General features: G+C 59.0%; 21 protein-coding genes and 2 tRNA genes. 14 read left to right on the plus strand and 9 right to left on the minus strand.

Annotated elements, in window-relative coordinates; genetic code table 11:
• The 9 genes from pth to PAB09_RS04800 all read right to left on the minus strand — a co-directional run bounded on the left by pth (position 1) and on the right by PAB09_RS04800 (position 9,596).
• Complete coding sequence (pth, locus tag PAB09_RS04760) at positions 1–570, minus strand: aminoacyl-tRNA hydrolase (protein ID WP_271034894.1); 570 nt, start codon at positions 568–570, stop codon at positions 1–3.
• A 152-nt stretch (positions 571–722) separates the two neighbouring features.
• Complete coding sequence (locus tag PAB09_RS04765) at positions 723–1,322, minus strand: 50S ribosomal protein L25/general stress protein Ctc (protein WP_271034895.1); 600 nt, start codon at positions 1,320–1,322, stop codon at positions 723–725.
• A 248-nt stretch (positions 1,323–1,570) separates the two neighbouring features.
• Positions 1,571–2,356: a class I SAM-dependent methyltransferase gene (locus tag PAB09_RS04770; protein ID WP_271034896.1), complete on the minus strand. Its 786-nt coding sequence runs from the start codon at positions 2,354–2,356 to the stop codon at positions 1,571–1,573.
• A gap of 4 nt (positions 2,357–2,360) precedes the next feature.
• Complete coding sequence (locus tag PAB09_RS04775; protein WP_271034897.1) at positions 2,361–3,005, minus strand: DNA alkylation repair protein; 645 nt, start codon at positions 3,003–3,005, stop codon at positions 2,361–2,363.
• Positions 3,006–3,377: 372 nt separating this feature from the next.
• The gene (locus PAB09_RS04780; protein WP_271034898.1) at positions 3,378–4,979 is read right to left on the minus strand and encodes a solute symporter family protein; all 1,602 of its coding nucleotides are present in this window, start codon (positions 4,977–4,979) and stop codon (positions 3,378–3,380) included.
• Entirely contained in the window at positions 4,976–5,290 is a 315-nt protein-coding gene (locus PAB09_RS04785; RefSeq protein WP_271034899.1) for a DUF485 domain-containing protein, read from the minus strand. Before PAB09_RS04785 ends, PAB09_RS04780 begins: the two co-directional genes overlap by 4 nt.
• Before the next feature lie 213 nt (positions 5,291–5,503).
• Positions 5,504–6,484, minus strand: coding sequence for a ribose-phosphate diphosphokinase (locus PAB09_RS04790; RefSeq protein ID WP_271034900.1), 981 nt, complete (start codon positions 6,482–6,484; stop codon positions 5,504–5,506).
• 134 nt (positions 6,485–6,618) lie between these two features.
• Entirely contained in the window at positions 6,619–8,013 is a 1,395-nt protein-coding gene (gene glmU, locus PAB09_RS04795) for a bifunctional UDP-N-acetylglucosamine diphosphorylase/glucosamine-1-phosphate N-acetyltransferase GlmU (protein ID WP_271035270.1), read from the minus strand.
• Between the two features lie 104 nt (positions 8,014–8,117).
• Positions 8,118–9,596 carry an MFS transporter gene (locus tag PAB09_RS04800; RefSeq protein ID WP_271034901.1) on the minus strand — a complete coding sequence of 493 codons (1,479 nt, stop codon included), beginning with the start codon at positions 9,594–9,596 and terminating at the stop codon, positions 8,118–8,120.
• A 511-nt stretch (positions 9,597–10,107) separates the two neighbouring features.
• On the opposite strand from PAB09_RS04800, the gene PAB09_RS04805 reads away from it, so the two are divergent.
• The 14 genes from PAB09_RS04805 to PAB09_RS04870 all read left to right on the plus strand — a co-directional run bounded on the left by PAB09_RS04805 (position 10,108) and on the right by PAB09_RS04870 (position 23,683).
• Positions 10,108–10,182: transfer RNA gene (locus tag PAB09_RS04805), tRNA-Gln, on the plus strand.
• Positions 10,183–10,423: 241 nt separating this feature from the next.
• Entirely contained in the window at positions 10,424–11,086 is a 663-nt protein-coding gene (locus tag PAB09_RS04810; RefSeq protein ID WP_271034902.1) for a TetR/AcrR family transcriptional regulator, read from the plus strand.
• A gap of 2 nt (positions 11,087–11,088) precedes the next feature.
• Complete coding sequence (mfd, locus tag PAB09_RS04815; RefSeq protein WP_271035271.1) at positions 11,089–14,709, plus strand: transcription-repair coupling factor; 3,621 nt, start codon at positions 11,089–11,091, stop codon at positions 14,707–14,709.
• Between the two features lie 33 nt (positions 14,710–14,742).
• Positions 14,743–15,342: a MazG nucleotide pyrophosphohydrolase domain-containing protein gene (locus PAB09_RS04820; protein ID WP_271034903.1), complete on the plus strand. Its 600-nt coding sequence runs from the start codon at positions 14,743–14,745 to the stop codon at positions 15,340–15,342.
• Between the two features lie 136 nt (positions 15,343–15,478).
• Positions 15,479–16,255 (plus strand): lytic transglycosylase domain-containing protein, encoded by a 777-nt coding sequence (locus PAB09_RS04825; protein WP_271034904.1) that lies wholly within the window; start codon positions 15,479–15,481, stop codon positions 16,253–16,255.
• Between the two features lie 473 nt (positions 16,256–16,728).
• Complete coding sequence (gene eno / locus PAB09_RS04830) at positions 16,729–18,006, plus strand: phosphopyruvate hydratase (protein WP_271034905.1); 1,278 nt, start codon at positions 16,729–16,731, stop codon at positions 18,004–18,006.
• 123 nt (positions 18,007–18,129) lie between these two features.
• Entirely contained in the window at positions 18,130–18,651 is a 522-nt protein-coding gene (locus tag PAB09_RS04835; protein WP_271034906.1) for a septum formation initiator family protein, read from the plus strand.
• Positions 18,652–18,804: 153 nt separating this feature from the next.
• On the plus strand, positions 18,805–19,371 hold the full coding sequence (locus PAB09_RS04840; protein ID WP_271034907.1) for a DUF501 domain-containing protein: 567 nt from the start codon (positions 18,805–18,807) through the stop codon (positions 19,369–19,371).
• Positions 19,368–20,327: a Ppx/GppA phosphatase family protein gene (locus PAB09_RS04845; RefSeq protein WP_271034908.1), complete on the plus strand. Its 960-nt coding sequence runs from the start codon at positions 19,368–19,370 to the stop codon at positions 20,325–20,327. The genes PAB09_RS04840 and PAB09_RS04845 overlap by 4 nt, the downstream gene beginning before the upstream one ends.
• A gap of 37 nt (positions 20,328–20,364) precedes the next feature.
• Positions 20,365–20,441 (plus strand) — tRNA-Leu (locus PAB09_RS04850).
• Positions 20,442–20,969: 528 nt separating this feature from the next.
• The gene (locus PAB09_RS04855; RefSeq protein WP_271034909.1) at positions 20,970–21,164 is read left to right on the plus strand and encodes a hypothetical protein; all 195 of its coding nucleotides are present in this window, start codon (positions 20,970–20,972) and stop codon (positions 21,162–21,164) included.
• 3 nt (positions 21,165–21,167) lie between these two features.
• Entirely contained in the window at positions 21,168–21,854 is a 687-nt protein-coding gene (locus PAB09_RS04860; RefSeq protein WP_271034910.1) for a YceI family protein, read from the plus strand.
• 69 nt (positions 21,855–21,923) lie between these two features.
• Positions 21,924–22,841, plus strand: coding sequence for a helix-turn-helix domain-containing protein (locus PAB09_RS04865; protein WP_271034911.1), 918 nt, complete (start codon positions 21,924–21,926; stop codon positions 22,839–22,841).
• Between the two features lie 41 nt (positions 22,842–22,882).
• Positions 22,883–23,683, plus strand: a complete 801-nt coding sequence (locus PAB09_RS04870) for a Bax inhibitor-1/YccA family protein (RefSeq protein ID WP_271034912.1) — start codon at positions 22,883–22,885, stop codon at positions 23,681–23,683.
• The last annotated feature ends 68 nt before the right edge of the window (positions 23,684–23,751 follow it).

Genomic DNA, 23,751 nt, shown 5'->3' on the forward strand with positions numbered 1-23,751 from the left:
TCAACGCTCGAAAGTGGTAACGAAACGTTCCACCTCGTCGGCCATGTCGGCGCAGATGATAGGCAATTCCTGGGCCTCTGACTTGCTAAACGGCTTCAAGACGAAGCTGGAAACGTCCATCCGTCCCGGTGGCCTGCCGATACCAATGCTTGCCCGGACGTAGTCTTTGGCTCCCAACGACTTCGTAATGGAGCGCAACCCATTGTGACCGTGATCGCCGCCCGTGGTGGCGATTTTTATCTTTCCAAAGTCCAACTCGAGGTCGTCGAAAAGCACAATGACCTTAGTGGGTGGGATCTTGAAGAAATCTGCCAGCTGGCGCACCGGGGCGCCGGAAAGGTTCATATAACAACGAAGCTGGGCCATGACTACCTTGGCATCGCCCAGTCGGGTCTCGGCGATCAGGGTATTGGACTTTTTGTGCGCGCTGAGGCTTGCGGGCATCGGTCGGGCATGAGAAAGCAGTTCGTGCAGCGCCATGACTCCCGCATTGTGGCGGGTTCGTTCGTAATTGGGGCCCGGGTTTCCGAGACCGACGATAAGGAAAGGTTCTTGGCTCACGTCGAACATTGTAGTTGGAGGTGAGAACCGACCACTTGTCCAGCGGTAGCGCGCAGGTGCTGACGGTGGAAACGAGAAAACCTCGGGCACACAACGGGTGCCCGAGGTTTAATTCAAGACGAGTGTCTTCCTAGCGCAGGTTGCGCGCTAAGGAGAGGTTGTTACTCGGCAGCGCCCTCGGCGTCGCTGGCCTCCTCGGAAGCCTCTTCTTCCTCGGCCTCGATACGCTCGATGGAGGCGATGACGGTCTCGCCATCGGTGACCAGGGTAACGCCCTCTGGCAGGACCAGCTCAGAAGCGTACACGCGAGCCTCTTCCTCCAGACCCTCAACGGAGTGGGTGATGCGCTCAGGGATGTTGAGGACGTCAGCCTCAACCAGGACGTGGTCGATGTCCTGAACCAGCATGCCGGAAACCGGGGCGCCCTCGAGAGTGACCGGAACCTCGACCTCAACCTTCTCGCCACGCTTGATGGCGAGCAGGTCGACGTGGTCGGCGTTGAGGGTGAGCACATTCTGGTCGACGTGCTTGACCATGGTCAGGTGCTTGTCGCCCTCAATGTCGAGCTCGAGAACAGCGTTGGAACCGTGAGCGCGCAGCAGCGCGTGCAGCTCGAGGATGGAAACGGTGAAGTGGATCGGCGCCTCAACGTCCAGGCCATAGATGACACCCGGAACCTGGCCGGCGCGACGTGCGCGGCGGGCAGCGCCCTTACCGAACTCGGTACGTGGGGAAGCGGCGATAGTTGGGTAGGAAGCCATAAGCTTGGTACTCCTTGTTGTAGAAATTGTTGTTTTCGGCCGCAGAAAACAACAAAGCCTGCGACCGACTCGAGTGTCTTGGTCGAGTCTTCGCAGGCATGAAAGCTTGAGAGATCACATCGCGTCGATAACGGCTCTAGAAAACCAAGTTTCCTATTGCCCTCGCCGAGACCCAACCACGATAGCACGGGCCGGGCGAGCGAACAAAACTCTGAAAAGCGCATGAATGGGCCCTGCGCACTATGGCTTTAAGACGAGGCGATGGCGCTGATGATGACGAACCCAGCATAGGAGGAAATTGTGCCGTCGGGGTTAGTGTTTTCCTCCAAATGCTGGCGCAGCGCATCCTTGAGGGCTTGTCTGCGCACCGCATCCGAACGATTGAAGGAAAAAGTATGAATCGGGGAACCGTGGAGGTAGAAGTTCATTCCTGCCGCGACTGATTCGAACTCCCATGGAATCTCGTGTTCGGTGATTTCAATATTGCGAAACCTCGATCCTAGGCGCGCCTGCGCTACGCCGGGTTGTGCCCAGCGCATGTGTGGCGGAAGTATGGGAACGTCCCGAAAGCACGCCTCCATGCGCAGGGTCATTTCCGCAAAGAATCCGCGGTGGTCCCACGCGGTCATCACTAGGGGAGCCCCCGGGCGTAGCAGCCGTGCCCATTCGTCGCCGACCGCGTCATTGGTGCAGATAAAGGAGCCAAAGTTGCTGGCGATGGCATCGAAGCTCTCGTCGGCCAAGCCGGTGTCTTCCGCAAAAGCTCTCATCCACGTAGCCTTCGGGCAGAATCTTTGTCCGACGTCAATCATCGCTTGGACGGGCTCCAGTGCGGTGACATCGTAGCCGTTGGCGATCAACTGGCGTGTTAGGTGCCCATGTCCGGCGCCGATGTCGAGGACTGTGGCACCCACTCGTCCCTTCAGGCTCTCCTGCAGCGAAGTGATCAGTGGTGCAATGGCGGGAGAGACCCGTTCGGCTAGGGGTGCGTAGTCACTGCTAGCCCAGATTTGTTCTGTGATCGTGGTGACCATGGTCTCATTCTAAAGTGAAATGCTTTGTCGCTTCGCGGATTGACAGATGTGATAATTCATCGCGGTGTAACAGTATGAAACGGCGTACCCAATCCTCATTGCTGCGTGCGTAATCTCGCAACGCCCAGCCGATGGCTTTGTTGAGGAAAAACTCACTGGTGCCTGTGGCCGACAGAATCAGTTCCGCCAAGAGTGCTTCGTCAGTCTTGTCCTTGAAGCCGAGCTGGTGGATGATGCTGACGCGACGCAACCATAGGTTGTCGGTGGCTGCCCAGGCGCGCATATCGTTGGCCTTGGCCCGGGCGCCCACGGGCCTAGCCAGGCTGTCGACGCTATCCCACCACGAGTGGGTGGTCACCAGTTGAGCCAGCCACATCAGATCCAGGTCGCCTTTGAATGCGCGCAGCAGATCGCAGGCAACGTAGTGAAACTCCCGCTCCTGTTGCTCCCACAGCTCATCGACTATCTCATAAATCGTCGAGCTGGGTTGGGTCTTCCATGCCATGATGAGCTCTTTGGTGGCCGCGCGGCGTTCGGAAGTTTTGACTCCAAGAAAGGAAAACTGCTCCCTCATATAGGCCCGCATCCCTATTGCATTGTCTTGGTTTGCATAAGGGGCCAAGACCTCCCGCACACGTTGCGCATACATGATGTGATGCTAACACCGCGAAAAGATCTGCAGTTTTCCTTAATTTGTGTGCCACTGTGTGGCTGTGAGACCGTAATTGTGTAGTCGTTCACCGTCTAGCCAACGAGCAGAGCCTACGCGTTAGTGGAGCTTGCTCGTCCCGTGGCACAGCGTCTTGTGCCCATGGTCCCCAATCGAAGGGATGCGGCCATGGTTGATGGAGGGAAGGCGGCAGCTGGTAGTGCCTAGAAATGAGTAAGGGCAGGACCCAAGGTGATGAGGGTTTCCGGCGCACCAACATTCAACCCTGTGCCGCCGGTGGGGCTGTCAAAAGAACACGGAACGGGTGTGCGCACCGCTGCGGTTGCCCACACCCGATCGAGTGCTTGACGCTTAGTGCTGGATGGCCTTGGCCACACCCACACCGGTCAGGGAACGGACCTCCATCTCTGCGGCAAGACCATCCAGGTTGTCTGGCTTGCCGAGTTTGCTACCGATAATTCCTAGCAGGAACCCGGCAGGGACGGAGATTAACGCGGGGTTGGTCAATGGGAACCATGCGAAATCGACACCTGGCAGCATAGAGGTGGGGCTACCGGAGACTGCCGGGGAGAAGATGATCAAGACGATGGCGCTGATGAGGCCGCCGTACATGGAAAACAGTGCACCGGTGGTGTTGAATCCACGCCAATAAAGCGAATAGATGATGGTAGGGAGGTTAGCCGAGGCGGCAATGGCCAGCGCCAAAGTCACCAGGAAGGCAATGTTTTGTCCCATCGCGCCAATGCCCAAGAAGATCGAGGCGATGCCGATGACGACAACGGTGATGCGAGAGACGCGAACCTGCTCCTCCTCAGTAGCTTTGCCGTGCTTGATGACCGAATTGTACAAATCGTGCGCAACCGACGCAGAAGCGGAGATTGTCAGGCCGGAAACCACTGCCAAGATGGTGGCGAATCCGATGGCGGAGATGATGGCCATGAAGAAGGACCCACCAACCTTCGCGGCGAGAAGGAGCACCGCGGAGTTGCTGCCACCTGGGGCGGCGGCGATGGTGTCAACGCCCACGAGGGCTGCGGCGCCGTAGCCCATGACAACGGTGAGGAGGAAGAATACGGCGACGATGGCAATCGTCCACGTCATGGAGCGGCGTGCCACGCGAGCGGAGGGCACTGTGTAGAAACGCATCAGTACGTGAGGAAGGCCAGCCGTACCCATCACACAGGCGATAGCAAGCGACATGAAGTCGAGCTTGGTTAAGATGCTTGCACCAATTTTCAGACCCGGCCCTAAGATCTCGTGGCCCTGCGGGTGCTGCGCGGTGGCTGCTTCCAGTACTGCATGGAAGCCACCCTTGAGCGCGATGAAGGTGAGCACGGTGATGACGATCGAACCACCGACGAGCAGCACGGCCTTGATCATTTGGACGTAGGTGGTGCCCTTCATGCCGCCGATGAGCACGTAGGCGATCATCAACACGCCGACGATGGCAACCACGATGGACTGCGCGGTCTTGCCTTCGAGACCCAAAAGCAATGCGACGAGTCCACCGGCACCGGCCATCTGGGCTATGAGGTAGAAAATCGACACAGCCAAGGTAGTTACCGCCGCGGCGGTGCGAACGGGGCGCTGCTTGGGTCGGAAAGAAAGGACATCGGCCATGGTGAAACGGCCTGTGTTACGAAGCGGTTCGGCCACGAGCACGAGTGCCACAAGCAAGGCGATGAGGAATCCGATTGAGTAGATAAAGCCGTCGTAGCCGTACATCGCAATTGCCCCGGTGACCCCGAGGAATGCTGCCGCGGAAAGGTAGTCGCCAGCAATTGCTAGACCGTTTTGCCAGCCGGTGAATTCGCCACCGCCTGTGTAGAAATCGGAACCCTTTTGGGAGGTCTTTCTCGTGGAGCGGATGACGACCGTGAGGGTCACCACGATGAAGATGATGAAGATGGAGATGTTGAGGACCGGGTTTCCGGTGTCGACTGAATTGCTCATGTGGAGCCTTCCATGCGGTTGCGGATTACTTCGGTGGCTGGGTCGATCTTGGTGTCGGCAAAGCGGACATATGCCCACGTCACCAAACCAGCGGTGGCAAACTGTGCCAGTCCAAGGATCATGCCAAGATTGATGACCCCGTAGACCGGGATTTCGACGAAGTCCTGAGCAAAGGTTGCGGTCACGATGTAGAAGAAATACCAGGCTAGGAACGCAATCGTGGTAGGGAAGGCGAAGCCGCGGAAAGATTTTCGCAGGGCTTGAAATTCGTGGCTTCCTCGCTCGGCAAGGAAGGTTTCGGTCTTGAGCATCAGCTCGAACTCCTTTCAAGTGGTTGGAATCACTTTCTAGGAATTCAACATGCTGGATCACAAAAGTGGGGGGGTTCACAAAGTTATTTTTGGCTAAAAAACTTCAAGATCAAAGTATCGTCACTTTATAGGCGAAACCATGAATAGAAATTAGGTTGTCCACACAAGAAAAATGCCCCCAAGTGGGGGCATTTTGGTGTTGAGGGTAGTCGTTTAGGCCTGACCCTCGAAGAGATCGGTAACCGAACCGTTTTCGAAGATCTCATGGATCGTCTTGGCAAGCAGCGGTGCGATTGGCAAGACCGTGAGGTTTTCCCAGCCCTCGGTGGACTGCGGCAGGGTATCGGTGGTGATGACCTCCTTGGCACCACACTGGGACAGGCGCTCGCGAGCGGGATCGGAGAATACGCCGTGGGTGCAGCCGATAATGACATCCTCGGCGCCCGCGTCACGTAGCACGCCGACGGCGCCGGCGATGGTGCCACCGGTATCGATCATGTCATCGAGCAAGATGGCGGTCTTGCCGCGGACATCACCAACCACGCGGTTGGCAACAACCTGGTTGGCAACGTCGACCGAACGAGTCTTGTGAACGAAAGCCATCGGCGCGTCGCCGAGAACGTTGGCCCACTTCTCAGCCACCTTCACGCGGCCAGCGTCCGGGGAAACGACCACGATGTTGTCGAGGGAGTAGTTCTGCTTGATGTAGTCAGTCAGGATCGGCATGGCGTGCATGTGATCGACCGGGCCGTCGAAGAAGCCCTGAATCTGGTCAGTGTGCAAGTCCACGGACACAATGCGGTCCGCGCCGGCAGCCTTGAGCAGGTCGGCTACAAGACGGGCAGAAATCGGCTCACGGCCGCGGTGCTTCTTGTCCTGGCGGGCATACGGGTAGAACGGCAAAATTGCGGTGATGCGCTTAGCGGAACCACGCTTGAGGGCATCGATCATGATCAGCTGCTCCATCAACCACTTGTTCAAGGGCTGGGTATGGGACTGAATCACGAAAGCATCGGAGCCGCGCACGGACTCCTCGAAGCGGACGAAGATTTCACCATTGGCGAAGTCACGCGCGGTCATTGGGGTCAGTTCGACCCCAAGTTCACGTGCAACGGCTTCACCGAGCTCTGGGTGAGCACGACCCGAGAACAGCATGAGGTTCTTGTGGCTCTCGGTCAGGTGTCTGGAGGTCATAGGTGGGGCATACCTTCCTGGGGTGAGTCTTTAAAGTTAACTCGGCATGAATGGAAAACAAACCAGCCTCCAGCTTAATAGCCGGGGGCAACCAGGGGAAAAACCGGGCAGGTTAAGCCCGATCTTGCCCATTTTTAGTCTTGAGACTCGCGCAGACGCGCCTCCTTGGCGGCCTCGGCGGCTGGGGTTCCGGGGCGCTTGGCCTCTGTCCAGCCCTCGATGATGCGTTGTTTACCAGCGGAAACGGTCAAAGCACCCGCGGGGACATCCTCGCGAATGACGGTACCCGCGCCGGAGTAGGCGCCGTCGCCCACCGACACCGGTGCGATAAACATCGTGTCCGAACCGGTGCGCACGTGGGAACCGATGGTGGTGCGGTGTTTGTTCACGCCGTCGTAGTTGACAAACACCGAGCTTGCGCCAATGTTGGATTCCTCGCCAACGGTGGCATCGCCGATGTAGGTCAGGTGCGGCACCTTCGAGCCACGACCAATCTGCGCGTTCTTCGCCTCTACGAAGCCGCCGAGCTTGCCCTTTTCACCAAGGACGGTGCCCGGGCGGATGTAGGTGAACGGGCCAACCGTTGCACGAGCACCGATGCTGGAATCGAAGCCGTGGGTGCGCACCACGCTCGCTGCTTCGCCGACGGTCATGTTGGTCAGCGTCGTATCGGGACCAATCTCAGCCCCGTCGGCGATAGAGGTGGTGCCTAAAAGTTGGGTACCGGGGTAGATGGTGACATCCGAGCCAATGGAAACGGTGACGTCAATCCAGGTGGTTGCGGGGTCGATGATGGTGGCGCCGCCCCGCATGGCGGCTTCGACCGTGCGTCGGTTGAGCTCGCGCCCAGCCTCCGCCAGCTGCACTCGGTCATTGACCCCTGCGAGCTCGCGGGGATCCTCGGCGCGGTAGGCGCGCACGGGGTGACCCTCAGCGCGGGCGATGCCAAGAACGTCGGTGAGATACAGCTCGCCCTGGGCGTTGTCGGCACGCAATTGGCCAAGCGCGCTGCGCAGGATGGCCGCGTCGAAGGCGAAGACGCCGGAGTTGACCTCTGTGATGGAAAGCGTTTCCTCGTCAGCATCTTTTTGCTCGACGATGGCGGTGACCTCGCCATCCTCGGTGCGCACGATGCGCCCGTAGCCAGTGGGGTCAGCAAGGCTCATGGTCAACACGGTCACCGCGGTAGGCATCTCCGTGTGCGCGGCCACCAGCTCGCTGAGGGTCTCCGGGCGCAGCAGGGGAACGTCACCGTTGGTGACCACGATGGTGCCATCGAAACCCTCGAGCTGGTCCATGGCGCACTGCACCGCGTGCCCGGTTCCGTTTTGCTCCTCCTGGATGGCGATGCGGGTGGTGGTAGGAAGCTCAGCCGCGATGGCTTCCACCGCAGGGCCAACTTGGTCGCGGCGATGACCGATGACAGCAACGATGAATTCTGGGTTGACACCGGCTGCCGCGTGCAGGGAATGGGACAAAAGGCTGCGTCCGCCGATGGCGTGCAGGGTCTTTTGTTTGGCGGACTTCATGCGGGTGCCGGCACCGGCTGCAAGGACAACGACGGCGCAGGGAGAAGGGCTAGACACGAGTTTGAACGCTCCTGGGAATTAGGCTCACAGTTTCTTTTCACAGTCTAGCGGGGTGCTGAAACCTCTTCGAGCCGCAGCGCACCGAGGAAGCCGAAAATCCCTAACGCAGCCAGAAATCCCAAGGCCATTTGAGTCCCACAGGCCGCCATCGCGCCGGATATCGCGCCAACGACAAGCAAGACAACGCCCATGATCGTATTGGCCGCGCCGACTATGAACGTCCGTTCATCGCCTTCTGACATGTCGACCACGTAGGTTTTTCTGGCCACGCGAATGCCTGCGTGCACGAGGCTCACAATAAAGAACGCGAGGGGTGACAGCGCGGGAAAAGCGATGGCGAGGGCGATGGTGATCGAGGCGATGAGGCTCCCCCAAGCCATTACTAGTCGTGAGGAAAGGTCGGACAGTTTGCCCGAAATGTGTCCGCCGACGATGGCGGCAAGTCCTGCGGCCAGCACAAAGACCCCTACGCCGAGTTCGTGAGAACCCACCACGAGAAACGACGTTGACAACGCGGTCACCAGCAGCAGGCAACGAACACCCACGAACCGTCGGAAAGCAGCATTATCACGAAGCAAACCCCACGCGCTCGGTGGTTTCTTCGTGGCAGTGGCAACCGGCCGCACAGAAGCAGACTGCCCCTCCGCCGGTACCTGTGAAGCGGCGCCAGTACCGTCCGGAACGCCTTTGTGCTTGCCGACGTCGGCAGCGCCCGAAGTGGTTTCAGGCTTCTTTCCCGTTTCTGCCGCATTTTGCGAATCGGGCCTAGTCGTAGCCTCCGCTGTCGTTGGTGCAAACGTGGTCGACGCCTCGGCTGCTGGCTGTGGTTCACGGATTTGTGAGAAAACCGCAGCCGCCAGAAACCAGCAGCCGCCTGAGGCGATGATGAGCCAGGTGAGTATGGTCGCGGAGTCAATCACCAATAGGATCGCGCCAACGAACAGGGCAGCGATTCCGCCCAAGCGGGCCGCGCGACCGGTGATAACACCCCGCTGCCCCTTGGGGATGATGCGCCCTTGGACATCCTTGGAGGTAATTGAGCAGAGGCTGCGCCCCAAGGACAAGATGCTCAACCAGGCGAGTACAGCAATGCCTAACACCCATCCGTGAAGCGTAAAAAAGCTTGCCCCGATTGCTGTAGCGCTGAATCCTTGAACGATGGAACCTGCGACCCAGATCTTCTTACGCGAGGGGTGCTGGACCACCCATGGAGAGAGAAACTGTTGCGGCAGCATGGATCCAGATTCGCGAATGGGAACGAGCATGGCGGTGACAAATGCGGGCGCGCCGCCTGCGGCCAGCAGCCAGGGGAGCACCGTCTTGGCTGCGGTAATGGAATCGCCCACATTTTGCAGGCCGTTGGCGATAACGAATCGGCGTGCAGCGTCATCGACCTCCGCCTTCGCTGGCGCGGCTTGCTTCTTTGGCAATCCGGGAGCTGTCGACATGCGTGGTTCGCGGGAGCGATCGGGTTGCTTGGAAGATGTGGTCGTTTTCGACCAACGCGGTGACGAAGTACTCACAAAATCACACCAAGATCGGTTGCAGCTTCCCACAAAAAGGCGGGGTGCTGCCGGTTGTTGTTCGGGGCGCAGCCATTGTGGCTATGCAAGGAAAAATCGGCAAAGCTTAGGCTTGAACCCTTGGGCCTTGGCTTCGTCGTCAAGCACGAAGGCAGCAAGCTTTACTACCTTCAAGCCTACTGCCACGCTAAGAAACTCGCTGCAGAAAAAACGAAAGCCTCACGGCGAAGATCGTCAACCTTTGAAGAAACGACCACCGATGCGGGAAGCTGGAGGACAGAGTCTGCCTCGAGACGCCGGCCGTCGGGTACGCAAGCACAAGCCGCGTTTGAGTGTGAAGGTAGAGCCACGTTTAAATGTGAAGGTAAAGCCACGTAGGGGCATGGATTTCAAGCCAAATTCGTGGTGAAGGCGCAAGCCTACCGAAGGACTTGGATGGAAAGGGAAAGCGGTAGGGGACAGGGAAATAGGTAAAACCGGGGGGATTGTTGTAGTATCTTTTTCGTCGCTTTTCCCTGTGGTGTAATTGGCAACACTACGGTTTTTGGTACCGTCATTCAAGGTTCGAGTCCTTGCAGGGAAGCCACGTTTAACCAGCGGAAACACTCCATACAGTGGCTTGTTTCCTCATCCTATGCATGTGTGGCGACATTCTCATGCGAATAGGAACCCGTGATTGTCCGTGATTGTCAAGGCCACGAACAACTTCATGAGGAAAAATACAACGTACGGTGCGATGCCGGAATCCGCACGGCGCCGTAAGTCAACTGCGCCCAGCCCAAAGCACTTTTGGGGCTGGGCTTTTTGCATTGGGTAGGTTGGAAATCATGGTTCGAACCAGAATGACAGGCAAGCAGCGCCGGGAGCAATTGGTCAGCATCGGCCGCGAGGTCTTTGCCGAGCGCGGTTTCGAAGGCACCAGCATCGAAGAAATCGCCGCGCGAGCAGGCGTTTCCAAGCCGGTGGTCTACGAACACTTTGGTGGCAAAGAAGGGCTTTATGCGGTAGTCGTCGACCGTGAAATGCTGCGCCTGGAAAAAGTGGTCACCGAATCGCTGGCGACGGGACGCTCCCGCGCCCGAATCGAGCAGGCCGTGCTGGCACTGTTGACCTACGTCGAAGATGACACCGATGGCTTTCAAATCCTCGTCCGTGACATGCAACCCGGACAGGATCGCACCTACTCAACGCTGCTGAACGACGCAGTGGCGCAGGTTTCCCACATCCTTGCCAAGGCGTTCGTTCGCTCGGGGCTCAACCCCGACAATGCCGTCCTCTACGGGCAGGCCTTGGTCGGAATGGTATCCATGACCGCCCAGTGGTGGCTCGACGAACGCTTGGAAAATGATGGCCCGAGCAAAGAACAGGTGGCCGCGCACATCGTGAATCTGTGTTGGAACGGACTCGCGGGAATGGAGGCCGACCCACAGTTAAGAACTGACCTCAACAATGAACCCGCCCACCTTGGGAGTGAAGGGGAGAGCGAATAATGATGCTGGCAGGACTGGCAAAAGTTGCCGCCCAAGATCCTAAGATCAAGGGCGTCCTTGAGCATGTCGGCGAAGACAAACTTCACATCACGGCCATCGACCAGGCCCGACCATGGGTGCTCGCAGCCCTCGCGCAGCGCACCAAGGTTCTCGTGGTGACCGCCACCGGACGCGAGGCAGAAGACCTCACCGCCGAACTCAAGGCAGTTTTAGGGCAGAAGGTGGCATGGTTCCCGGCGTGGGAAACCCTTCCCCACGAACGGCTCAGCCCAGCGGCCGATATCGTCGGACACCGCAAGATGGTGCTCGACCATCTCGAATCGACCACCGTGGTGGTCACTGCGGCCCGTGGCATCGCCCAGCCCATTATCGATATCCCGGCACCTGCGCTCGTGCTGGAGCAAGGGGTGGAATGGGACTTTAAGGAGCTTTCTGCCCACCTCGTGCATCTGGCCTACCAGCACGTCGATCTCGTGGCCAAGCGCGGTGAATTCGCCACCCGCGGCGGCATCATCGATATCTTTCCCACCACCGCGGATTACCCAGTACGCGTGGAATTCTGGGGCGACGAGGTCACCGAATTGCGAGCCTTTTCCGTCGCCGACCAGCGCGCGATCAACGACCTCGAGATCACAAGGCTAGAGGTCTACCCGGCGCGCGAGCTGCTGATCACCGATGAGGTTGCCGCCCGCGCCGCAGAATTGGCGGTACAGCACGCAAGCCACCCCACACTGCAGGAGCTGCTGGGTAAGATCGCCGAGAAGATCCCCACCGATGGAATGGAAGCGCTCATCCCAGCGCTGGTTGACGCCCCCTATAAGACCCTGCCGGAAATCATGGGCGAAGGTACCCACGTTGTGGCCGTTGGCCCAGAAAAGATCCGCACCCGCATCGCCGACCTGCAAGCAACCGACGAAGAGTTCCTGCTTGCTGGATGGGAGGCGGCGGCGATGGGCGCCCAGGGTCCGGTGGCGAGCAAAGACCTCGATCTGTCCGCCTCCAGCTACCGCTCCTACGAATCCCTGGAGATCGGGACGATCAAGGTCGGTGCGCGGTGGTGGACGTTTGCCCCGCCCGGCATGTTCGAAGGCGACGAGGCAGACACCCTTCCCCTGGAATTCGACACGGCACCTGCCCCGCGGGGTGATCTGAAAAAGATCGACGAGCTCATGGCACTTTTGCTGGCGCACACCACCTCCGGCGGAAAAGCGGCGTTTATCGCCCCCGCCCAGGGAGCCATCAAACGCATGGTTGCCCGCTTTAAAGAGAAAGGTATCCCGGCCAAAGTGGCCACCCCGGCCTGGGAGCCCAGCCCCGGTGAGGTCACCCTCTACCAGGCCTTCAGTCACGCTGGCCTGATTTTCAAGACCACGAATGCCCCGCTGGTGGTCATCACCGAAACTGACCTGACCGGCAACCGGGTGGGCGATATCGCGGGGGCGAAACGGCGTCCGGCCAAACGGCGCAACCGCGTTGATCCACTCGCGTTGAAGACCGGCGATTTCGTGGTTCACGAAACGCACGGCATCGGCCGATTCCTCAAAATGACAGAGCGCACGATCACCACCGGCGACGAGACCTCGCGCCGGGAATACATCGTGCTCGAATACGCACCGAGCAAGCGCGGCCAGCCGGCCGACCAATTGTATGTTCCGATGGACTCCCTCGACATGCTTTCGCGCTATGTTGGCGGCGAGAAGCCCACCTTGTCCAAGATGGGCGGCTCCGATTGGAAGAACACCAAGAAGAAAGCGCGCGCCGCCGTCCGGGAGATCGCCGGTGAGCTGGTGGAACTCTACGCCAAGCGGCAGGCAGCCCCAGGGCACGCCTTCGCCCCGGATAGCCCGTGGCAAAAGGAGATGGAAGACAACTTCCCTTACGTTGAAACCGAAGATCAGATGCTTGCCATCGAGGCGGTCAAGGCTGACATGGAAAAGCCCGCCCCGATGGATCGTGTGGTCGTAGGCGATGTCGGCTACGGCAAGACCGAGGTGGCCGTGCGCGCTGCTTTCAAGGCCGTCCAGGATGGCAAACAGGTGGCCGTCTTGGTGCCAACCACACTGCTCGCGCAGCAACACCTCGCCACCTTTGAGGAACGCATGGCAGGTTTCCCGGTCACCATCAAGGGGCTGTCGCGCTTTACCTCGCCGGCAGAGTCCAAAGAAATTCTCAAAGGTCTGGCCGACGGCACCGTTGACATCGTCATCGGCACGCACCGCCTGTTGCAGACCGGCGTCCAATGGAAAAACCTCGGCCTCGTGGTGGTCGATGAGGAGCAGCGCTTTGGCGTGGAGCACAAAGAGCACATCAAGGCCATGCGTACCCATGTCGACGTCCTTACCATGTCCGCGACGCCGATTCCGCGCACCCTGGAGATGTCCATGGCGGGTATCCGCGAAATGTCGACCATCCTTACCCCACCCCAGGATCGCCACCCGATCCTTACCTATGTGGGACCACAGGAAGAAAAGCAGATCGCGGCGGCGATTCGCCGTGAGTTGCTCCGCGACGGCCAGGTCTTCTACGTCCACAACAAGGTCTCCGACATTGAGAAGAAGGCTCGGGAACTGCGCGAATTGGTGCCCGAGGCTCGAATCGTGGTCGCGCACGGTCAGATGAGCGAGGAGGTTCTTGAGCGCACGGTGCAAGGATTCTGGGATCGCGAATTCGACGTCCTTGTGTGCACCACCATCGTGGAAACTGGCCTCGATATCGCCAATGCGAACACCCTCATCGTCGAAAATGCCCATCACATGGGACTTAGCCAGCTGCACCAGCTGCGAGGGCGCGTCGGACGCTCCCGCGAGCGAGGCTACGCCTACTTCCTCTATCCCAAGGGGCAAACGCTCACGGAAGCGTCCTACGACAGGCTGGCCACCATTGCCCAGAACAACGATCTCGGCGCAGGCATGGCCGTGGCGATGAAGGACTTGGAGATGCGTGGCGCGGGTAACGTGCTCGGTGCCCAGCAATCCGGCCACATCGCAGGAGTCGGTTTTGACCTCTATGTCCGGCTGGTGGGGGAGGCCGTGGAAGCCTACCGCGCGCTCGCCGACGGCAAGCTCGTGGATGTCTCGGATAAGGGACCGAAGGAAATTAGAATCGACCTCCCCGTCGACGCACACATCCCAGAGTCCTACATCGCCGCCGAGCGATTGCGCTTGGAGGTCTACCGCAAGCTGGCCGCAGCCACGAATGAGACGGATCTCAGGCTTGCGGTGGAGGAGATGGAAGACCGCTACGGCCCAGTGCCCGTCGAGGTCTCCCGCCTGCTTTCCGTCGCCCGGCTGCGCCTCCAGGCCCGCCGCGCAGGGGTAGAAGACATCGGCGTTCAAGGCACCCGCATTAAGGTCCACCCAGTGGAACTGCCCGACTCGAAGCAGGTGCGTCTCAGGCGCATGTTCCCCGGGGCGAACTACCGCGCCGCTGCCAAGGCGGTGCAGCTTCCGTTTCCCAAAGCCGGACGAAATATTACGGATCCAAAGCTGCGCGACGTGGAGCTTATTCAGTGGGCGGCCGACTTCCTTTCCACCATGTTTGACCTCGAGAGCGTCGATGTCACGGGTGGGGATAGCCGCGATGCTGGGAAACCCCGAAAGGTTATTTCCGCGCGGGAGGCTTAGGCAACTTGGGAGCAAAACATTATTATTGTCGGCATGATTGTTCTGCTCCTTGATCCTCGGTGGCCCACCATGATTCCGTTCACGTTGCTTTCCCAGCTTCGTGGGCGGGTGGACTTCACGGATGAGGTTCCGGTTCAAGTGCGGTGGAACTTAGGCGATGTTATCGGCTCGGCTGGCAACCATGCCCAGCCGCTTCTCGTGAGCACCAACCGCTTCGATCCCAAAGTTGTGGCAGCCCTCGATGCGGGAGCAGAGCTGTTGGAGGTGCCCAGCCGCAGCGAGGGGATTGCCCAAGCGCAGGCGGTGATGCATCGGGCATTAAAGGTGGGCGAGTGGGAGCAATCCCAAACCCATGCCTCGCTTCTGGAGTACCTGCATGAAGAGGTGGCAGAGTTCGAGGAGGCGGTATCATCCGGTAACCCCGCAGAGATGAAAGATGAGCTGGGGGATCTGCTGTTGCAAGTGCTTTTCCACGCGGAGCTTGCCGCGCGCCGGGGTGAGTTTGACTTCAACGATGTGGCGGCCAGCTTCGTGGCGAAGCTGGCCAAGCGTGCCCCCTATCTGTTCGATGGCACCAACGACATCGTGCCGCTCGAGGAACAGGAGCGTCTGTGGGAGTTGGGCAAGAAGTAGCCCCACTCCTTTCGCGGGATGGCACGAGGCTCACCACGTTCGGCACTGCCGTTTGATTTTGAGTACGTGAGGTATGCCGCTTTTGCATTTAGTAGCAGGTCTTTGGGCCGTTTATTGAGGGGTTCTTGCAGTCTTTATGACCAATCGTTTTGTGGGTAGCATCGTCGGCATTGTTGCGGCGTTTGTCGTAGTCGTCGCGCTCGTCGGCTGGGCTTTGTCCTTCATGGAAGGCCCCATTCGCTCTTTGCAGCCGGTGCCTACCGACGTTCCCCCGGCCCGCGGGACAGCCGTGCTGCCCATCGATATTCACGCTGCGGGCAGGACCGCAGATCAGCTCACCGAATGGGCCGCCCCAATTGCCGAGGAGACGGGGATTCCGGCGGCTGCGCTGCGTGCCTATGCCAACGCTGAACTCATCGCTGCCGAGAGCTGGCCGGAGTGCCACATTTATTGGAACACCTTGGCCGGGATTGGCTATGTGGAGACTCACCACGGCACCTATTCGGGTGAGCTGTTTTCTACTCGTTCGATCGATGCGGACGGGTATGTGCTTCCGGCGATTATCGGTCCGCAGCTCAACGGCACCGGTGGTTTTGCGGAGATTAGGGATACCGACGGTGGACGTCTCGACGGGGATACCGAGTTCGACCGGGCGGTAGGTCCGATGCAGTTTATCCCGGAGTCGTGGGCTCGCTTTGGCCGCGACGCGAACGGCGATAGTGTTGCCGATCCCAATCAGATTGATGATGCAGCAATTTCCGCCGCCAACTTGCTGTGCTCGGGCGGACGCGATTTAGCCACCCCCGAGGGATGGGCGAGCGCGATTCGCTCCTACAACATGTCCGATAAGTACCTCACCGACGTTCGCGACACCGCCGCAAGCTATGCTCTGAGCCAACCGACGACTCAATAGGATTTCCCCGTTGTCGCTTTCCGACGTTGGCAAGGTGGCCGTCGGCAAGCGTTGCTTTCGCTATCGCCTGTTTTTGCCTGCTATCCCGCCGGCTAGCGCCTTCTATCACCGTTGTGCCTATGTTGACGGCAATCTGACCGCGAATCCCCCGTTTTTATCGCAAGGCATGCGATTTCTTGCCCGATGCGCCAGAATTGTTGTGAGTGGCTTGGCGAGCCCAAAACTGCACCGTGTGCCCCAGTTTAGCGTGTCGAGACAAGGAGCTGGGTGCCCATTGTGCAATAGAACACGTCCGTCCGGGAAGAAAATTTTTGAATTTGTTGGCATAATTGGGTTTTGAACGCGAAATTCGGACAGTCCTTTTTGTTTTTGGCGGACGTTCAGAAAAGCGTACGAGTTTCAAACTTTCCGAGTTCATTCACAGTAGGCTTGAGACTTGGAATATTCCTTCGGATCCACATAGGAGACCAACAGTGGCTGACATTCTGCACGTATTTGCACGCGAAATCATGGATTCCCGCGGTAACCCCACCGTCGAGGCTGAGGTTTTCCTCGATGATGGAGCTCACGGTGTTGCTGGCGTGCCTTCCGGCGCCTCCACCGGTGTCCACGAGGCTCACGAGCTGCGTGACGGCGGAGATCGCTACCTGGGCAAGGGCGTTTTGAACGCGGTTGCCAATGTCAACGAAGAGATCGCCGACGCCATCGCTGGCTTCGAGGCTGACGATCAGCGCCTGATCGACAACGCCATGATCGCTCTCGACGGCACCGAGAACAAGTCCCGTCTCGGCGCTAACGCCATCCTCGGCGTTTCCATCGCTGCAGCAAAGGCTGCCGCTGAGTCCGCTGGCCTGCCGCTGTACCGCTACGTTGGTGGCCCGAACGCCCACATCCTGCCTGTTCCGATGATGAACATCGTCAACGGTGGCGCACACGCTGACTCCGGCGTTGACGTCCAGGAGTTCATGATCGCTCCTATCGGTGCCGAGTCTTTCTCCGAGGCACTGCGCATGGGCGCTGAGGTTTACCACTCCCTGAAGTCCGTCATTAAGTCCAAGGGCCTGTCCACCGGCCTGGGTGACGAGGGTGGCTTCGCTCCTTCCGTTGAGTCCACCAAGGCAGCTCTCGATCTCATCGTCGAGGCCATCGAGAAGGCTGGCCTGAAGCCTGGCCAGGACGTTGCCCTTGCTCTCGACGTTGCTTCCTCCGAGTTCTACAAGGATGGCAAGTACCACTTCGAGGGTGGCGAGCACACCGCTGAGGAAATGGCTAAGGTCTACGAGCAGCTCATCGTTGAGTACCCGATCGTCTCCATCGAGGATCCGCTGCAGGAAGATGACTGGGAGGGCTACACCGCTCTGACCGCCGCCATCGGCGACAAGGTTCAGATCGTCGGCGACGACTTCTTCGTCACCAACCCGGCTCGTCTGAAGGAAGGTATCGCTAAGAAGGCTGCTAACGCCCTGCTCGTTAAGGTCAACCAGATTGGTACCCTGACCGAGACCTTCGACGCCGTGGATCTGGCTCACCGCAACGGCTACCGCACCATGATGTCCCACCGTTCCGGTGAGACCGAGGACACCACCATCGCTGACCTCGCAGTTGCCCTCGGTTGCGGCCAGATCAAGACCGGCGCGCCTGCACGTTCCGAGCGTGTTGCCAAGTACAACCAGCTGCTGCGCATCGAGCAGGAGCTCGGCGAAGCTGCAGTCTACGCAGGTCGTTCCGCATTCCCACGTTTCCAGGCTTAATGCGCATGCTTGGTTGCAGCCTCGGCGTTGTAGCCAGATGAGCTAATCAATTGGAAAAGAAAGGCTTCCCACCCTCGTCAATGAGGGTGGGAAGCCTTTTTCTGGGTGTAGAGTAAGAAGCCTATGGCAAAGAAATCCGTACCTGTTGCTAACCGCACGCTTGCGCAGTCAAGCATGCGTGTTGCCGTTCCTCGCGTGCGCATGGACGCCCGCGAGCTGTTAGTGGTGGTCGTCGTTTTGGCCGTGGTCATTGCCATCGTGGGTACCCCTTTGCGTAACTATCTTCAGCAGCGATCCGAAATCGAACGCCTGAGCGCCTCCATTGCCGCAAAGCAAGAGGAGAAGCAAAGGCTCCAAACTGAGATCGAGAAGTACTCGTCTGAAGATTACATTCGGGAGCAGGCGCGTCAGCGTCTCGGCGTCATCGCCCAGGGCGAGGTTGCCTACCGTGTCATGGGGGAGGGGATTGATCCCGCGGGCGCGGACGATCAGGCTGGCGCCGATTCCTCCTCGCGCCCCTGGTATGAGTTGCTCTGGGACTCAGTATCTGTAGAACCAAAACAAGAAGTAGAAATGCCGGGTGCGGACTCGGGGGAGAACCTGCCCATTGTGCCCACCGAAGCGGCGGAGCAGCCCGCTCAGTAATCGCCTCAGTTTTAGAAGCGAACCAGGCGTGACGAATTCTCGTGGGTCATCTCCAACCCGGCCAGCCAATCTGAGCTGCTCTCGATCGTGATCTGCTGGGTAGACAACCGGGGGAAAGCAACCCGATTGGCCTTTCGTGAGACAATGGTCAGCATGAGTGTTTCGCAAGCAGACTTGGATGCCGTAGCGGCACAGTTGGGGCGAATGCCCCGGGGTGTCTTAGAAATTTCCTATCGCTGCCCAGATGGGGCCCCAGGTGCGGTCATGACCGCCCCCAAACTGGAGGACGGGACCCCATTCCCTACGCTGTACTACCTGACGGATCCTCGTCTGACGGCGGAGGCCTCCCGGCTTGAGGTGGCCCACGTCATGAAGTGGATGACCGCCCGCCTAGAAGAAGATCAAGAGCTTGCCGCCGATTATCGCAAGGCCCACGAGTACTACCTAGCCAAGCGAAACGCCATTTTTGATCTGGGTACCGAGTTCTCTGGTGGCGGTATGCCGGATCGTGTCAAGTGTTTGCACGTTCTTATTGGATATGCGCTGTCGGAGGGGCCGCAGCATTTCCGTCTTGGTACCGAGGCGGTGGCGATGGCCGCGGAACACGCCGGCCTACGGGGGACTGCCATCCCTCAAGACTGGCCCACGTGTGCTGAACTAGGGATCGACTTGAATGAGTTTGACTTCAGCCACGCCGAGGTGCCGGGAGGGGCCAAGTGACGAGGCTGGCGGCTGTCGATTGCGGCACCAATTCCATCCGACTGCTCATCGTGGAAGTCAGTGGACAAGAAATCCGTGAGATCGTGCGCACCATGAAGATCATTCGCCTAGGGCAGGGCGTGGATGCCACCGGACAGCTTGACCCGGCGGCTATTGAGCGCGCCCGCGTCGCGCTGCGCGAGTACGTGGACAAGATGAAGCGCGAGTACGTTCAGGCCGTGCGGATGGTGGCAACCTCTGCCACTCGCGACGCCGAGAACAAGGATGACTTCTTTAATATGACCGCGGAGCTATTGGGGGAGATCACCCCTGGCGCTCGGGCGGAGGTCATCTCCGGCGAGGAGGAGGCCGCACTTTCTTTCCAAGGAGCAGTCGCGGATCTGCCTGCGGCTGCCGGGCCATTTTGCGTCATCGATCTTGGCGGCGGCTCCACAGAGTTTGTTGTTGGCGAGTCTGATGGCACCCTCTTGGGGGCGCATTCGGCGCAGATGGGGTGCGTTCGCCTGACGGAGAGAATCATGCGCTCTGATCCGCCGACGCAGTCGGAGATTGAGATCGCCCAGGACTATGTCCGGGAGCGAATCGGGGAAGTCGTCAAGATTGTTCCGGTGGAAAAGACACACACCTTTGTCGGCTGTGCTGGAACCTTTACCACCCTGGCGGCACTCGCCTTGGGCCTTGAGGCCTATGATGCACGCGCGATTCATGACTCCCGTTTGCGTTTTGAGGCCCTGAAGGTGCTGACCAATCAGCTCATTTCGGAGACCTCGACCCAGCGCGCGGCGCACCCAGTGATGCACCCTGGACGTGCCGATGTGATCGCCGGGGGCTCCGTCGTGGTCAATGGCATTATTGAGATGATTCAGCGGCACACGGATGCCACCGATATCGTCATTTCCGAGAAGGACATTTTGGACGGAATTATCGCCGGTTTGGCCAAAGAGCTGGCCGCTTAGGTTTTCCAGGCGCCCATATACTAAAATGGTGCGTCGGGCCCCTATAGCCCAATTGGCAGAGGCAGCGGACTTAAAATCCGCCAAGTGTGGGTTCGAGTCCCACTGGGGGCACCAAAAGGCCAGGTAGGAGAGGTTTCAAACCTCGCTGCCTGGCCTATTTTTGGCCCAGGTGTCCAAAAAGTGTCCACTTATGACGGAAGCGGGCTAAGTAGCACGATCTAAATTATTGGGGCTATTGGACCACATGTGCGCTTTGGTTGACCGTCCGACTGGACATAGAAATGGGTTCCTAGCTCAGTCGATTGTCGATTCGTCTCATCCTTGGAAAGGCGCGCAAACTACAGCGTCCTCGCCTGGGTTCTCCTTTCTTCAATCCTCATTCTCAGGTTGGGGCGGGGAAACATTGGGCATGCCCCCGTGGCGGGCGGCGATGCGATACCGGCAAGGCCGTGCACACTGGGGAAACCGCACGGGGCGGGAGCCTTGGGCGTCGGTAAGCAAAACCAGTGCAAGTTCACAGGCTATTTCCAGCAAAGGGCGATGTAGCTTGCAGCGTGCGCTTTTAGTATCGGTTCCTAGAAACCTGTTCCATGAGAATCACTTTCTAGCAGACCTAGAAGATCTAGAAGAAGGGAAATGCGCATGATCACAACCTCAAAACGCACCACCGACAACGTGTACGAACTCCTTCCGCTTGACCCATATAGCGCAGCAACTTACACCTATGCCCGTCAGCCCTCCGATGGTGTGCTTCCGGCGGGCGTTACCAACCTCAAGCCCTTCGGGGATCCTGTCCCGATCCATATCGGTACTAGGGGGCACAAGAGGTCTTTTTAACTAATGGGTACGAAGCGCAGATGTGTGGCGGCGATAGGAGTAGTCGTAATTGCCGCCGCTTCGGCATGCGTGGGCTGGGCTTTCAATCAGCCCTCGGCTGACTCCAGTGTCGAGGACCTCCTGCAGGACCGGATTACCTACTTTGACGTCGACGATATTGACGGAATCTGGTCGGTCGGGAGCGGGTCTTTTGCAGGTTATGCGGTTGATGAAACGCTGCGCGGGCTCAACGCCACCGTGCGTGGGCGTACCGATTCGGTCAGTGGCCAGATCGACATCACCGATGCGCACCTCGTAAGTGCGACGATCGAGTGCAATCTTGCCGACGTCCATTCCAACCTGAAGGTTCGAGATGACTACTTTAGCCACGACGTCATCGACACTGAGGCATATCCCACCGCGACATTCCGGACGAATGAACCCGTCGATCTCGGTGAATTGCTCGAAGACACGTCTGCTGAAATGGATCAAAATGCCTTGGAAGTGGTCATCCCCGGCGAAGTTGAGCTCAATGGCAAGGTCGTAGCGGCAGAGGCGAATGCGGAAACAGTGGTGACCCCTCACGGTATTCAGGTCAACGGCAGTGTTCCTTTGGTGTGGAGTGACTTCGGCGTGACCCCTCCAGAAACCGACATCGTATCCGTTGCCGATAGCGGCACATTGGAGTTCCTGCTTCTTTTGAACCGCTAGGTTTTGCTATATTAGGCAACATTAGTGTTGTTTAAATAGATTGAGCTGTGTGAAGCCGGAGGAATTTCCATGACCGCAACCCTGCTGTGGTGCTACGAATCAACAGCCACCATCAATGCCCCGGATCGCGTCATCAGCGTCTTGGAAGGTGATCTCGTCATCGCCCCCAACGGCGCTTTTTGCATGGGGGAGGGCACGGTCTGTGTCATGGAATATCCGAGCTTTCCGAAAACGGTGGGAGCTGCCACCCGCCGTATCCACCTAGGGTCCGAATGGAACGAGCGAATGCTCGAGGAGTTTTCCCGAAACCGGTTAGGTGCTACCACCCCCAGCGAGGAAATTCTTGCTGTCATCGACGCCCCTGTCACCGCGCCGGTGATGCCGCGTTCCGCCGCGGCGCATGCGGTTGCCCAACAGCTGGTCGCACACCCGGCTAACCCCACGGAGCTCAAAGAACTCGCGCTCATGCAAGGGGTGAGTTCGCGCACCATTCAGCGCCAGTTCCAGTCCGAGACCGGGTTGGTGTTTAGCGAGTGGCGCGCCGGCCACCGCGTATTCGTGGCCAACGGGCTGCTCGCAGGCGGGATGACTATTGCCGAGGCCGCTGAGTTGGTGGGCTTCGGCGCGGCAAGTTCGCTGACGCGCGCCTTCAAGCGCCATACCGGTACCACGCCACGAGGCCGCGTGCAGCTTCATGGTGTGCCACAGTTGGCAGGGCTTACCACCTTCGCCCGCACCGATACCGACCTCGTCCTGTGGATGGCGAAGGGCACCGCAACGGTGACCACGTCCGGCTTCTGTCGCTTCGTTGGCGCTGGGGAAACAATTACCTTGCCCGCTCAAACCACCATGCGCGTGGATGTGGCCGCGGATTCGCTCGCACTTCCCATTCCACTGGCGGAGGCAACGAATATTACTAGCGTTTCTGACGCTGTTCGCAAAGCGGCGGGAACTAATGCCACCATGACTGCGTTGGTAGGGGTGTAATACGCAGTGATACTAAAGGTGCGAAAGGAAAGTTCACCTTCATGCGCAGTAGCAATCCAGTTCTCAGCTCGCTGACGGATGCCCGTCGGACCCGGGGTATGGCGTCCGACCCATACGCTGGTTACTACAATCAGGCACCGGCTCAAACCTATGAGCGTCCGATGACCGTGGATGATGTGGTGACCAAGACCGGCATCACCTTGGGCGTCATCATCGCCTTCGCCGTCGCCAACTTTGGCATCTCCCTTGTCAGCCCTGGTCTTGCCATGATGCTGACCATGGTCGGCGCCATCGGTGGCCTCATTACCGTTTTGATCTCTTCCTTTGGTAAGAAATTCGGTTCCAAGGCGGTCACCTTGGCTTATGCCGCATTTGAGGGACTGTTCGTCGGCGGCATTTCCCTCGTGCTCTCGGGCGCTATCGTCGGCAATGTCAACGCCGGTGCGCTGATCGGCCAGGCGGTGCTTGGTACGGTGGGTGTGTTCATCGGCATGCTGTACGTGTACAAGACGGGCGCCGTGAAGGTGACCCCGAAATTCAACCGCATCATGACCGCCTCCATGGTGGGTGTGCTGGTCTTGGTTCTGGGCAACTTGTTGCTCTCACTGTTCGGTGTGAACACCGGCCTTTACGGTGGCGGACCCATAGCCATCATCTTCTCGCTGGTCTGCATCGGCCTGGCAGCGATGAGCTTCCTGCAAGACTTTGACGTCGCAGACCGCCTCATCCGCCAGGGTGCGCCGGCAAACATGGCATGGGGCGTGGCCTTGGGGCTTGCCGTTACCCTGGTTTGGCTCTACACCGAGATCCTGCGCCTGCTGAGCTACTTCCAGCAGCGCTAACTCCCACCTCATTCCCGGACTGCACCTCCACCGGGAAAAGGGTAGAACAAACGCCGAGCACGTGGTCT

The sequence above is a fragment of the Corynebacterium sp. SCR221107 genome (genome assembly GCF_027886475.1).
Classification (GTDB): domain Bacteria; phylum Actinomycetota; class Actinomycetes; order Mycobacteriales; family Mycobacteriaceae; genus Corynebacterium.